The 12930-nt window shown below is 44.7% G+C and carries 13 protein-coding genes; 6 read left to right on the plus strand and 7 right to left on the minus strand.

Annotated features, from left to right (window positions below; all coding sequences use genetic code 11):
- Positions 1 to 21: 21 nt before the first annotated feature.
- Entirely contained in the window at positions 22 to 333 is a 312-nt protein-coding gene (locus ICE88_RS05815; RefSeq protein WP_370624455.1) for a DUF3579 domain-containing protein, read from the minus strand.
- Positions 334 to 437: 104 nt separating this feature from the next.
- Here ICE88_RS05815 and argF point away from each other — a divergent pair, with 104 nt between their 5' ends.
- The 3 genes from argF to ICE88_RS05830 are packed head-to-tail and all read left to right on the plus strand — an operon-like array spanning position 438 to position 2958.
- Positions 438 to 1364, plus strand: a complete 927-nt coding sequence (argF, locus tag ICE88_RS05820) for an ornithine carbamoyltransferase (RefSeq protein ID WP_216250463.1) — start codon at positions 438 to 440, stop codon at positions 1362 to 1364.
- A gap of 32 nt (positions 1365 to 1396) precedes the next feature.
- Positions 1397 to 2626: an argininosuccinate synthase gene (locus ICE88_RS05825; RefSeq protein ID WP_216250466.1), complete on the plus strand. Its 1230-nt coding sequence runs from the start codon at positions 1397 to 1399 to the stop codon at positions 2624 to 2626.
- 26 nt (positions 2627 to 2652) lie between these two features.
- The gene (locus ICE88_RS05830) at positions 2653 to 2958 is read left to right on the plus strand and encodes a pyrimidine/purine nucleoside phosphorylase (RefSeq protein WP_215290269.1); all 306 of its coding nucleotides are present in this window, start codon (positions 2653 to 2655) and stop codon (positions 2956 to 2958) included.
- 15 nt (positions 2959 to 2973) lie between these two features.
- Here ICE88_RS05830 and ICE88_RS05835 read toward each other — a convergent pair whose 3' ends face one another.
- Complete coding sequence (locus ICE88_RS05835; RefSeq protein WP_216250468.1) at positions 2974 to 3405, minus strand: DUF192 domain-containing protein; 432 nt, start codon at positions 3403 to 3405, stop codon at positions 2974 to 2976.
- A 248-nt stretch (positions 3406 to 3653) separates the two neighbouring features.
- Between ICE88_RS05835 and clpS the strand changes: the two genes are divergently transcribed.
- Entirely contained in the window at positions 3654 to 3932 is a 279-nt protein-coding gene (gene clpS, locus ICE88_RS05840) for an ATP-dependent Clp protease adapter ClpS (RefSeq protein WP_251370235.1), read from the plus strand.
- Complete coding sequence (gene clpA / locus ICE88_RS05845; protein ID WP_216250471.1) at positions 3929 to 6235, plus strand: ATP-dependent Clp protease ATP-binding subunit ClpA; 2307 nt, start codon at positions 3929 to 3931, stop codon at positions 6233 to 6235. The genes clpS and clpA overlap by 4 nt, the downstream gene beginning before the upstream one ends.
- 30 nt (positions 6236 to 6265) lie before the next feature.
- Here the strand turns inward: clpA and dut are convergent, their stop codons facing one another.
- Genes dut through ICE88_RS05870 form a run of 5 tightly spaced genes read right to left on the minus strand, consistent with a single transcriptional unit; the run spans position 6266 to position 12263 of the window.
- Entirely contained in the window at positions 6266 to 6715 is a 450-nt protein-coding gene (gene dut, locus ICE88_RS05850; protein ID WP_216250474.1) for a dUTP diphosphatase, read from the minus strand.
- 11 nt (positions 6716 to 6726) lie between these two features.
- Positions 6727 to 7926, minus strand: coding sequence for a bifunctional phosphopantothenoylcysteine decarboxylase/phosphopantothenate--cysteine ligase CoaBC (gene coaBC, locus ICE88_RS05855; RefSeq protein ID WP_216250477.1), 1200 nt, complete (start codon positions 7924 to 7926; stop codon positions 6727 to 6729).
- Positions 7927 to 7943: 17 nt separating this feature from the next.
- The gene (gene lspA, locus ICE88_RS05860) at positions 7944 to 8441 is read right to left on the minus strand and encodes a signal peptidase II (RefSeq protein ID WP_216250479.1); all 498 of its coding nucleotides are present in this window, start codon (positions 8439 to 8441) and stop codon (positions 7944 to 7946) included.
- Positions 8442 to 8461: 20 nt separating this feature from the next.
- Entirely contained in the window at positions 8462 to 11320 is a 2859-nt protein-coding gene (gene ileS, locus ICE88_RS05865) for an isoleucine--tRNA ligase (protein ID WP_216250483.1), read from the minus strand.
- Positions 11313 to 12263, minus strand: a complete 951-nt coding sequence (locus ICE88_RS05870) for a bifunctional riboflavin kinase/FAD synthetase (protein ID WP_216250485.1) — start codon at positions 12261 to 12263, stop codon at positions 11313 to 11315. The genes ileS and ICE88_RS05870 overlap by 8 nt, the downstream gene beginning before the upstream one ends.
- 27 nt (positions 12264 to 12290) lie before the next feature.
- Between ICE88_RS05870 and purN the strand changes: the two genes are divergently transcribed.
- Positions 12291 to 12929 (plus strand): phosphoribosylglycinamide formyltransferase, encoded by a 639-nt coding sequence (gene purN / locus ICE88_RS05875; protein ID WP_216250487.1) that lies wholly within the window; start codon positions 12291 to 12293, stop codon positions 12927 to 12929.
- Position 12930: the final 1 nt, after the last annotated feature.

Raw genomic sequence — 12930 nt, forward strand, 5'->3', positions numbered from 1 at the left:
TCCGGAGCGGGTTTTTTGTTTCTAGTTGTTTGATTTTATTGGGATTTCGCAGGCCTCAACAATCGGAAGATTGTTATCTTTGGCAAAGTTTTTCACGAAATCCATGGCTTTTGGCTCGATATCCCTTAGGCGTTCATCGACAACCACACACTTTGTGCCTGCAATGATCACAGGTTTAACAAATGGTGAATATGTGAAACGAGGGTCGCTTGAATCATTTTCTGGTCGAAATTGAGCCATGACACCGCAAAGTCTTTCAGCCCAATCGCTGGGTCTAAATGGCTTGCCATCATGAGTGAGACCTTGGATAAAGAATTGTTTGGTCGTCACGATGTGTATGCGGTATAAATGAATAATTAGTTGGGGGAAACCCGACTATTTTAGCAGTCTAGAACTATCGTGAATCAATTATTGAGTTAATCAGGTATTTGAAATTTATGGCGTCAAATCTTGCTGTTAGACATTATTTACAGTTCACTGATTTCAGTGCGGATGACTACGCTTATCTTTTAGAAAGATCAGCTTTTTTAAAAGCTAAATTTAAAAGATACGAAACCTGGCACCCACTTCATGACCGAACCTTGGCCATGATTTTTGAAAAAAACTCCACGCGCACCAGATTATCTTTTGAAGCAGGTATCCATCAGTTGGGTGGCCATGCTGTGTTTTTAAATACCAAAGACACCCAGTTAGGTCGTGGTGAACCAGTTGAGGATGCAGCTCAAGTGATCTCGCGCATGACTGACATCATCATGATCAGAACATTTGGCCAAGACATCATTGAGCGTTTTGCTGCTCATTCACGTGTGCCAGTGATCAATGGCTTGACCAATGAATACCACCCTTGCCAAGTATTGGCTGACATCTTCACGTATGTGGAGCACCGTGACAGCATCAAGGGTAAAACTGTTGCATGGGTGGGTGATGCCAATAACATGGCCTACACCTGGATACAAGCGGCTGAGATTTTGGACTTCAAGGTGCACTTCTCTGCTCCTTCGACCTATCAGTTGGACCAAAAGATGTTGAGTCCAAATGCTAAAAAACATTTAACGATTTTTGAAAACCCTGTTGATGCATGTCGTGGAGCTGATTTGGTGACCACCGATGTTTGGACCAGCATGGGGTACGAAGATGAAAATCAAGTTCGCTTGAAAGCTTTCAAAGGTTGGATGGTCAATGATGCATTGATGGCCGCCGCTAACTCAGACGCATTGTTCATGCATTGTTTACCTGCCCATAGAGGTGAAGAAGTTTCTGCCTCAGTGATAGATGGTCCTCAAAGCGTTGTTTGGGATGAGGCTGAAAATCGTCTGCATGTACAAAAAGCTTTGATGGAATTTTTGCTTTGCGGCAAGTTGTAATTTTTACTTAAACTTTAATTAATTAGATAGATATGTCAGATATTAAAAAAGTTGTTCTAGCTTATTCTGGTGGCTTAGATACCAGCGTTATTTTGAAATGGTTGCAAGACACCTACCAATGTGAAATCGTGACTTTCACAGCGGACTTGGGTCAGGGTGAAGAGCTTGAGCCAGCAAGAGCTAAGGCGCTTAAATTCGGTATCAAGCCTGAAAATATTTTCATTGATGATTTGCGCGAAGAATTTGTTAGGGATTTCGTTTTCCCAATGTTCCGCGCTAACACCATTTATGAAGGCGAATATTTATTGGGCACATCCATTGCTCGCCCATTAATCGCCAAACGTCAAATTGAAATTGCACGTCAAACCGGTGCTGATTCTGTATCGCATGGCGCTACAGGCAAAGGCAATGACCAGGTTCGTTTTGAGCTTGGCTACTATTCATTAGAGCCGTCGATCAAAGTGATTGCTCCATGGCGTGAATGGGATTTGTTGTCACGTGAAAAATTATTGGCCTATGCCGAGCAACATGGCATTCCAGTTGAAATGAAACACAAGCAAGGTGGCGCTCCATATTCAATGGATGCCAATTTGTTGCACATCAGTTATGAAGGTCGTCATCTTGAAGATCCTAAAGCTGAAGCTGAAGAATCTATGTGGCGTTGGACAGTCTCACCAGAGCAAGCTCCTGATGCTCCTGAGTACCTCGATATTGAATTTGAACGTGGTGATGCCGTGGCCATCAACGGTAAGCGTTACAAAGCCCATGAAATGCTCGCTGAACTAAATAAAATCGGTGGCAAGCACGGCGTAGGACGTTTGGACCTTGTTGAGAACCGCTATGTTGGTATGAAGAGCCGTGGTTGCTACGAAACTCCTGGCGGAACGATTCTTTTGAAGGCTCACAGAGGTATCGAAAGCATTACTTTGGACCGCGAAGTGGCTCATTTGAAAGATGATTTGATGCCGCGTTATGCCAGCATGATTTACAACGGATATTGGTGGGCGCCAGAGCGTGTGGCGATTCAGACATTGATTGACCATACTCAGCAAAGCGTGAGTGGCTCTGTGCGCGTGAAGTTGTACAAAGGTTCTGTCACCGTGGTTGCACGAGATTCTGTCAACACTTTGTTTGATCAAAACATTGCTACGTTTGACGATGATGGTGGTGCTTACAACCAGGCCGATGCTGGTGGATTCATCAAATTAAATGCCTTGCGCATGCGCATTGCTGCGAATGCACGTCGCAAGCGTGGTTCTTAATAGCTAACAAGATTAAAGGGTAAGACATGCAATTCGATCAAGTAACAGTTAACAAAAAAGCCAATGTTTTTTTTGACGGTAAATGTGTTTCTCACACAGTGACATTGCCAAGTGGCGAGCGCAAGTCTGTTGGCGTGATTTTGCCAAGCACATTGCGCTTTGACTTAACAACTAAAGAAGTGATGGAAGTGGTTGATGGCACAGCTCATGTGAGCATCAACGGTGCGGCAGAGCAGGCGTTTGCTGCTGGTCAATCATGGACAGTTGAGGCGGGTGGTTACTTTGTGATCCGCGCCGAACAGCCGGTTCATTACGTTTGTCACTTCGGTTAATAGCTAATTAACTGATTAATTCTTGGGTAGACCAGTGATGGTGTGCCCAGGAAGAACCCCTTTCTTGCTGAACCAGCCTTGGTTCATTTCTAAAGCAAAGCGAACGGGTTTAGTTGGGCAATGATTATCTTCAGTCATTGCTTTCATTTCTAGAATATTCACAATCTTTCCGTCATCTGCAATGAAAGCGATGGCCAAAGGAATTTTTGTGTTCCTCATCCAAAAGCAATGTGTGGCACTTTGCTCAAAAATAAACAGCATGCCGTCATCAGCAGGCATATAGGTGCGATGCATGAGGCCTAATTGACGGGCCTTTTCTGTTTTTGCCACTTCCGCTTGTATTTTGTACATGCCCGCGTGCAAATCAATCGTAGGGCCTTGCTGGGCCATCGCAGTTGAACTAAAAATAAAGTACGCAAAAACAGCGGTGATGATTTTGTGAAGCATTGCTAGATAAATCCTGAAAAATTTTCTCAATGGTTTCATCATACTTTAATGAGATTCATCAAAATAAAACTTTCATTAAATCTTCAATAAATGCCTGGATTTAATGCAAATTTTTATTTGTAAAAATAGCAAAAATAGGGCTTCCCCCCAATTTGAAACTTATGTTTAGAATAGGGTATATGAGTCGAAAACCTAAAACAGCCAACCCGATAGATTTCCCTGCTTTTCAGGAGGATCACACCACGGTGATGGACCGCCAGTCTGAGCGTGTTCAGCCACCTAAGATGTTCCGAGTTGTTTTGTTGAATGATGACTTCACTCCGATGGAATTTGTGGTGATGGTGATTCAGGAATATTTTCACCATGACCAAGAACGCGCCACGCGCATCATGCTACAAGTACACCTAGAAGGAAAAGGGGTTTGTGGTGTATATACTAAAGATGTCGCTTTAACCAAAGTTCAACAAGTTGTAGATAGAGCCCGAGAGTCTGGGCACCCATTGCAGTGCACTATGGAGGAAGCATGATTGCTCAAGAGTTAGAAGTTACCTTGCATATGGCATTTGTGGACGCTAGAGCGTCAAGACATGAATTCATAACCGTTGAACATTTACTGTGTGGCTTGCTGGATAACGCCACAGCTGCGGATGTGTTGAAAGCTTGCGCGGTCAATATTGATGATCTAAAAAGTAATCTAAAAAACTTCATCAATGACAACACGCCAATCGTGCCTGGATCAGATGATGTGGATACTCAACCAACCTTGGGCTTCCAAAGAGTGATTCAGCGTGCCATCATGCACGTGCAATCAACTTCTAACGGAAAAAAGGAAGTCACTGGCGCCAACGTTTTGGTGGCTATTTTTGGTGAAAAAGATTCACACGCTGTTTACTATCTCCAGCAGCAAGGCGTGACACGTCTTGATATCGTTAACTACATCAGTCATGGCATCAGAAAAGATCAGGTAGATGCTCCAAAAGCGAGCGAGCCTAGTGCTGAGGGTGAAGATGCTGGTGGAGCTGGCAAAGACAGCCCACTAGAGCAATACACGCAAAATCTGAACGTGTTGGCTAAGCAGGGGCGCATCGATCCATTGATCGGTCGCGAAGGCGAAGTTGAACGAGTGATTCAGGTTTTATGTCGTCGCAGAAAAAACAACCCTCTATTGGTGGGTGAGGCTGGCGTTGGTAAAACGGCGATTGCTGAGGGCTTGGCTTGGAGAATCACGCAGAATGATGTGCCAGAGGTTTTGGCCAAGGCGACGGTGTATTCATTGGATATGGGCGCTTTGTTGGCAGGTACAAAGTACCGTGGTGACTTTGAGCAACGTCTGAAGGGCGTTTTAAAGAACCTCAAAGACAATCCAGATGCGATTTTGTTCATCGATGAAATTCATACGCTGATTGGTGCTGGTGCAGCTTCAGGCGGAACATTGGATGCCAGCAATCTATTGAAGCCAGCTTTGTCTAGTGGCCAAATGAAATGTATTGGTGCCACCACCTTTAATGAGTATCGCGGCATTTTCGAAAAAGATGCAGCGCTTTCACGACGTTTCCAAAAGGTCGATGTTTTAGAACCATCTGTTGATCAAACGGTGCAAATTTTGCGCGGTCTTAAATCAAAGTTCGAAGAGCATCACGGTGTTAAGTATGCTCAAGCAGCTTTGACAGCGGCTGCAGAGTTGTCAGCACGTTACATCAATGACAGACACCTTCCAGACAAAGCGATTGATGTGATCGATGAGGCAGGTGCTGCGCAACGCATCTTGCCAAAATCAAAACAGAAGAAAACGATTGGTCGCCAAGAGGTTGAAGACATCGTGGCAAAGATTGCACGCATTCCGCCACAGTCAGTGTCCGTGGACGATCGCAGTAAGTTGCAAACCCTTGATCGTGATTTGAAGAGTGTTGTGTTTGGTCAAGAGCCTGCGATTGAAGCATTGGCATCAGCCATCAAAATGTCGAGAGCTGGCTTGGGTAAAGATGACAAACCAATTGGCTCTTTCTTGTTCTCTGGCCCAACCGGTGTTGGTAAGACTGAAGTAGCCAAGCAATTGGCCTTCATCATGGGCATTGAGCTGATTCGTTTTGACATGTCTGAGTACATGGAGCGCCATGCGGTGAGTCGCATGATTGGCGCGCCTCCAGGATATGTTGGCTTTGATCAGGGTGGTTTGTTGACTGAGGCGGTGAATAAGAAGCCTCATTGCGTCTTATTGCTTGATGAGATTGAAAAAGCTCACCCCGATATTTTCAATATCTTGTTGCAAGTGATGGACCACGGTACATTGACTGATAACAATGGTCGCAAAGCAGACTTCAGAAATGTCATCATCATCATGACCACCAATGCGGGTGCAGAAGCGATGCAGAAGTCCACCATTGGATTCACAACCGTGCGTCAAGCAGGTGATGAGATGGGTGACATCAAGCGCACCTTCACGCCAGAGTTCCGTAATCGTTTAGATGCCATCGTGGGCTTCAAGGCATTGGATGAAAGCATTATTTTGCGCGTGGTTGATAAGTTCTTGATGCAGCTTGAAGAGCAATTGCATGAGAAGAAAGTGGACGCAAGTTTCACTGAAAACCTCAGAGCTTATTTGGCCAAGCATGGCTTTGACCCATTGATGGGCGCAAGACCAATGCAACGACTCATTCAAGACTTGGTGCGCAAAGCGCTTGCTGATGAATTGCTATTTGGTAAGTTGGTTCATGGCGGTCATGTGGTGGTTGACATGGACGCCGATGAGAAGATTATTCTTGATTTTGATGCGCCTGTTAGACCTGCCGTTAAAAAAGCTGCAGCAGGCCATGAGGTTCAAGAAATTTAAGGAAAACGCAGGGCTTAATTAATTGTTTGATTAAGCTCTGCCAGTACTTCCGAACCCGCCTGCGCCTCTATCGCTGGCGCTGAACTCTGTAACCTCAGTCCATTCAACCTGTGCCACTGGAACAATCACTAACTGTGCCAGGCGCTCCATTGGCTCCAATTTGAAAGCAGTTTGACCGCGATTCCAAGTGCTGACCATCAACTGTCCTTGGTAGTCTGAGTCAATCAAACCCACAAGATTACCCAAGACGATGCCGTGCTTGTGACCTAATCCAGATCTAGGCAAGATCAAAGCAGCGTAGCCAGGATCATCCAAGAAAATAGATAAGCCGGTTGGTACCAATACTGTCTGACCAGGCTCGATGACAATCGCTTCATCTAAGCAAGCTCTTAAATCAAGGCCGGCACTGCCGCTGGTAGCGTATTGCGGCAAATTGTTTCTCATGCGTTCATCAAGAATTTTGACTTGTAATTTTTTCATAGCTTATTGACTTAAATTTTTGTGGAAATGAGTTGAATGATTTCTCGAGACAAAGCAGTTTTGTCGAGCTTATTGGTTTTAGTCATGCCTGTTTCTTCAACGATCAATAATTGATTGTCATCAAGACCAAAAGTATCTGGACCAAGATTACCTAAAAGCATCGGAATGTTTTTCTTGATGCGCTTTTCTTGCGCATGCTTCTCTAAATCATTGGTTTCGGCTGCAAACCCAATGCAGTAAGGCTTCTTGCCCGATACCTTCTTGGCAACTTCAGCCAAGATGTCAGGATTTAATTCAAATTCCAATACTGGATTAGTTTGGTCAGATTTTTTAATTTTCTGTGCAGATGCATTCTTCACTGACCAATCTGCTACAGCAGCAACCGAAAAGAAAACATCGCAATCAAGATGATTCATGACAGCAGCATGCATATCTTTTGCGCTGATCACATCGGTGCGTTTGATTTTTCCAGTGTATTCAAGAGGTGTTGGCAGATGACAAGGACCTGCGATCAATTGAACTTCAGCACCAGCCTCTACAGCAGCTTTGGCTAATGCAAAGCCCATCTTTCCAGAGCTTCGATTGGTGATGCCTCTGACAGGATCAATGGCCTCATATGTTGGACCAGCAGTGATCAATACCTTTTTACCGGCTAATACTTTTTTTTGAAAAAAGGCGATGATGCCTTCCAAGATCTCGGCAGCTTCAAGCATGCGACCCATGCCATTTTCACCGCAAGCTTGTGTGCCACTGGTAGGGCCCAGCACAGTGATGCCGTCTGCTTGTAGTTGTTGCATGTTTCTTTGGGTGGCAGCGTTTTCCCACATTTGCTTGTTCATCGCAGGCACCACAACTAATGGGCACTCTTTGGCCAAACAAGTAGCACTCACAAGATCATTGGCTAAGCCATGTGAAATTTTTGCCAATAAGTCTGCGCTGGCTGGAACAGCCACAATGACATCGGCTTTTCTAGAAAGCTCGATGTGCGCCATGTTGTTAGAAATGCGGGCATCCCATTGGTCTGTGTAGACGTGATTGCCAGTGAGTGCTTGCATGGTCACAGGCGTCATGAATTTGGTCGCAGCTTCACTCATGATGACTTGCACTGTGGCACCCTCTTGAATTAAAGAGCGTGCTAACTCAGCCACTTTGAATGCAGCAATACCACCTGACATCGTCAGAAGGATATGTTTGCCTTGAAGTGAATACATGAGCTATTTACCTTAGGTTATTTATTGACGCGCTTGATTTCATCTAAGATTAACAGAATCACACCAATGGTGATGGCGCTATCAGCAATATTGAACGCAGGCCAGTGCCAGCCAGCGTAATGAAGATCAACAAAATCAACAACGGCGCCATACAAGATGCGATCAATCACATTGCCGATTGCACCACTTAAGACCAGGCTCATGGCCAAGCAAAAAAGGGTTTGACTGGTATTTTTTCTGATCAACCAAATCATCACAGCTGCAGCGACCAAACCGATGCATGTGAAAAACCAACGCTGCCAACCTCCTGCTTGAGCTAAAAATGAAAATGCTGCACCAGGGTTGTAAACCAAAGTCCAATTGAGAAAACTGGTGACTGGTTGAGAGATACCTTCAATCAAATTGCCTTTAGCGATGATCTTGGTCAATTGATCAAGGATCAAAATAAGTGCAGCCGTTCCCATCCAAAGCAAAAAGCTTTGTTGGTTGCCAGATGATTTGCTAGAGCGTGCCAAATAATTCTCCTTGGATACTTTTAGGCTATATGGCGTTTTTCGCCATCACCAAATAAGTTGCTGGTGCAGCGACCACACAAAGTAGGGTGCTCGGCATCATGCCCAACATCCTCTCTGTAATGCCAGCATCGACTACATTTTTGATGGCTTGATGATTTAACCGTTACTTTGATTTCTTCAAGTGAAGAATTTTCAGTCACGTTCACGCTTGAAGTGATGGTGATGAACTTTAAATCGTCGCCAAGTGATTTCAAGAGCGCTGCATCAGTAGCAGATGCTTCAATCTGAAGCTCAGCTTGTAATGAAGAGCCAACGTTGCCAGCCTCACGCTCAAATTCAATCGCTTTGGTGATGTCTGAACGCATCGCACGAATACGATCCCATTTAGCGATCAGAGCGCTGGCATCATTGATTGATGGCAACTGGTAAAACTCTTCAGTAAAGATCGTGTCTTTGCTCTTGGTCTTGTGAGCAAAAATACCCCAAACCTCTTCAGCTGTGAACGATAGGAATGGCGCGCTCAAACGCAAGAATGATTGTGTGATGTGGAACAGTGCGTTTTGAGCAGAGCGACGAGCTGGAGCATCAGCAGCCAATGTGTACAAACGATCTTTGATGATGTCTAGGTAGAAGCCGCCCATGTCTTCTGAGCAGAAGGTCATCAGTCTGGATACTGCTGGATGGAATTCATATTGATCGTAGTGGGCCGTCAATTCCTTTTGCATTTCTTCAGTCACTGCTAAGGCATAGCGATCAAGCTCCAGCCAATCCTTTGGATCCATGCGGTGTTGGTCAATATCGAAATCTGAAAGATTGGCCAATAAAAATCTCAAAGTGTTGCGAATGCGGCGATAGCTTTCAACTACACGCTTCAAGATTTCATCCGAAATGGTCATTTCACCTGAGTAGTCTGTAGAGGCTACCCACAAACGAATGATCTCAGCACCCATTTTGTCAGCAACTTCTTGAGGGGCAATCACGTTGCCCACAGACTTACTCATTTTTCTACCTTGACCATCAACCGTGAAGCCATGAGTCAAGAGAGCTTTGTAGGGCGGTTTGCCATCAAGCATGGCGCCAGTGAGTAGGGATGAATGGAACCAGCCGCGGTGTTGATCTGATCCTTCAAGATACAAATCAGCCCAGCGCTCATTTGGATTATCTCTAGAGGCATCTGCCAATGTGGCTGCATGTGAACCGCGGATCACGTGCCAGTGCGTGGTGCCTGAATCGAACCAAACATCCAAAGTGTCTTTGTTCTTTTCATACATCGCAGCTTCATCACCGATGAGCTCTTTAAGATCAATCGATTGCCAAGCTTCAATACCTTCTTTTTCAACACGCTTGGCAATGATTTCTAATAGCTCAGGTGTGCGCGGATGAAGTTCACCACTTTCTTTATGAATGAGGAAGGCCATTGGCACACCCCATTGACGCTGTCTTGAGAGTGTCCAATCTGGGCGATTGGCAATCATGTTGCGCAAGCGTTGTTTACCCCATGCTGGGTAAAACTCAGTGGTTTCAATGCCCTCTAAAGCTGTTTCTCTCAGACTCTTGCCTGAGGCAACTTTTTTATCCATGCTGGCGAACCATTGCGCAGTAGCTCGGTACACAACCGGTGTTTTGTGTCTCCAGCAGTGCATGTAGGAATGTTTGAGTTTTGCTGACTTTAGAAGTGAACCTGCTTGTTGAAGTGCTTCAACAATTTGTGGGTTCGCTTTCCAAATAGTGAGTCCTGCAAACAACGGTAACCAAGATGCATAAACACCATCACCCATCACTGGGTTCAAAATATCTTGATCTTTCAAACCATGTGTTTTGCAAGATTTAAAGTCTTCCTCACCATAAGCTGGCGCACAGTGAACCATGCCGGTACCACTGTCAATCGTCACGTATTCAGCCAAGTAAATTGGTGAGCGACGATCAAAGCCTTCATGTGCTTTGCTCAATGGGTGATGAAACTCTAAACCTGCCAGCGCTTGACCTTTACAAGTAGCAATCACTTGTCCTTCAAGCTCATATTCTTTTAAACAAGCTTCGGTACGATCTTTGGCAAGAATCAACAAACCTCTTGCTGTATCAACCAAGGCATAGTCAATCTCAGGATGCACATTCAGCGCTTGGTTGGATGGGATGGTCCAAGGTGTGGTGGTCCAGATCACTGCCATGCCTTCTGATTTTGGCAGTTGGTTCAATGAGAACGCTTTGGCAATCGCTGGTAATTGATCTTTCGGGAATGCAAAGCCAACATCCACTGCGAGGTCTTCTTTGTCTTGATACTCAACTTCAGCTTCAGCCAAAGCAGATCCACAATCAAAGCACCAGTTCACTGGTTTTAAACCGCGATAGACATAACCGTCTTCAAGAATTTTTCCAAGAGCACGAATTTCATCAGCTTCATTCTTGAAGTCCATCGTGAGGTATGGGTTTTGCCAATCACCAAGAACACCTAAACGCTCAAAGTCTTGCTTTTGTTTTGCGATTTGAACTTTTGCATAAGCTCTGGCTTTTTCTTGAACCTCTGCAGTTGGTAAATGTTTACCAAATTGCTTTTCAATTTGAATTTCAATGGGCATGCCATGGCAATCCCAACCAGGAACATATTTAGCATCGTAGCCAGCAAAGCCCTTAGCTTTAACAATCATGTCCTTCAAAATTTTATTAACCGCGTGTCCGATGTGAATGTCACCGTTTGCGTACGGAGGGCCATCATGCAAGATGAATGTTTTCTTGCCAGCTTTTGCTTCACGAATTTTTTGATAGATTTTTTTCTCTTGCCATTCTTTTACCCAAATAGGTTCGCGTTTAGGCAAATCGCCACGCATCGGAAATGTCGTGTCGAGTAAGTTGACGGGGTAAGAATTTTTTTTATCAGACATGGTCATTTATTTCAAAGTAATTTTTTGCTGCTACTGCATCGTTATTGATGGCGGTTGTAAGTGTTTCTAAATCGTTGTATTTTTCTTCATTTCTTAATTTTTTGACAAGCTCTACACGCACTAATTTTCCATAAACATTTTGTTGAAAATTAAAGATGTGAACTTCCAATAAATACCTTCCTGAATCATCCACCGTGGGCCTTTGCCCAAGGCTTGCAACCGCAGGTAGTGGATTGTCGCTTAAGCCGTGCACTTGTGCGATAAAAATGCCTTGTGCTGCTGGCTTTCTTTTGTGCAGTCTGTTGGCAACGGCCAAGTTCAAAGTGGGAAACCCCAGTGTTCTTCCAAGCTTTTGGCCATGCAATACATGACCACTCAGCATGTAGGGGCGACCCAGTAATTGTTGAGCTCGATCCATCTGCCCATTTTGAAGCGCCAGCCTGATAGCTGAGCTGGAAATTCTTTCTTGATCTTCAACCAACGTTTCCATGCGCTCAACCGAGAACCCGAATTGTTGACCAGCGATTTGTAAATCAGAAAAATTACCAGCGCGCTTTGCACCGTAATGGAAGTCATCGCCAATCAAAATTGATTTCACTTTTAAGCCATCAACCAAGATGTCTTTAACGAAAGCTTCGGGGCTCAAGTTGGCAAATACTTGATTGAAGTGAATCACCAATACTTGATCAATGCCGATTTCTGCCAAAGCTTCTAGTTTGTCTCTCAAGCCCAAAATTCTTGCGGGCGCTTTTTCAGGAGCAAAGTATTCAATGGGGTGTGGTTCAAACGTCATCACACACGATTGCACTTGAAGGGCTTTTGCCTTAGCCACTAATTTTTTTAGCAATGCCTGATGCCCCCGATGCACACCATCAAAATTGCCGATGGTCAGGGCGCAGGGGGTCCAATCAGTTGCGGGAGGGATGCCTCTAATTACCTTCACGTTAAGGTATGAATTATATTGGCGGGCATGACTTCAATTGTTATTCTTATTTCTGGTCGCGGCTCCAATATGGAAGCCATTGTTCATGCAGCTCAAAAAGAGGCTTGGCCGGCCAAAATTGCAGCGGTTATTTCTAACCGTCCCAACGCTGGAGGCCTTGATTTTGCTAGGTCTCAGGATATTGAGGCGGCGGTATTAGATCACTCTCAATTTAAAGATCGAGCCAGTTTTGATGCTGAATTGATCAAGTTAATTGACTCATATTCCCCAGATTTGGTGGTTTTGGCTGGATTTATGCGGATTTTGACTGGTGGCTTTGTGAAGCATTACGCAGGTCGCTTGTTAAACATCCATCCCTCTTTGTTGCCTTTGTTCCCAGGTTTGCACACCCATGAGCAGGCATTAGAGGCTGGTGTGAAGGAACATGGAGCCACGGTTCATTTTGTGACTGAGGCCTTGGATCATGGCCCGATGGTGATTCAGGCAAGTGTTCCAGTATTTCCAAGCGACACCCCAGATCTTTTGGCTAAACGAGTTTTAAAGCAAGAGCACGTTATTTATCCTCGCGCTGTGCGCTGGTTCATTGATAATCGCTTAACTATTAGCGACAATCGAGTTTTAGTGAGCCCTCCAGAGCTTCAAATGCTCACCTCTACGGATAAATAAT

The organism is Polynucleobacter sp. AM-26B4, from assembly GCF_018882285.1.
Lineage (GTDB): Bacteria > Pseudomonadota > Gammaproteobacteria > Burkholderiales > Burkholderiaceae > Polynucleobacter.

Coding starts and splice junctions, on each gene's coding strand:
- argF (WP_216250463.1), top strand. CDS start 438: ATGGCGTCAAATCTTGCTGTTAGACATTATTTACAGTTCACTGATTTC.
- ICE88_RS05825 (WP_216250466.1), top strand. CDS start 1,397: ATGTCAGATATTAAAAAAGTTGTTCTAGCTTATTCTGGTGGCTTAGAT.
- ICE88_RS05830 (WP_215290269.1), top strand. CDS start 2,653: ATGCAATTCGATCAAGTAACAGTTAACAAAAAAGCCAATGTTTTTTTT.
- ICE88_RS05835 (WP_216250468.1), bottom strand. CDS start 3,405: ATGCTTCACAAAATCATCACCGCTGTTTTTGCGTACTTTATTTTTAGT.
- clpS (WP_251370235.1), top strand. CDS start 3,654: ATGGACCGCCAGTCTGAGCGTGTTCAGCCACCTAAGATGTTCCGAGTT.
- clpA (WP_216250471.1), top strand. CDS start 3,929: ATGATTGCTCAAGAGTTAGAAGTTACCTTGCATATGGCATTTGTGGAC.
- dut (WP_216250474.1), bottom strand. CDS start 6,715: ATGAAAAAATTACAAGTCAAAATTCTTGATGAACGCATGAGAAACAAT.
- coaBC (WP_216250477.1), bottom strand. CDS start 7,926: ATGTATTCACTTCAAGGCAAACATATCCTTCTGACGATGTCAGGTGGT.
- ileS (WP_216250483.1), bottom strand. CDS start 11,320: ATGTCTGATAAAAAAAATTCTTACCCCGTCAACTTACTCGACACGACA.
- purN (WP_216250487.1), top strand. CDS start 12,291: ATGACTTCAATTGTTATTCTTATTTCTGGTCGCGGCTCCAATATGGAA.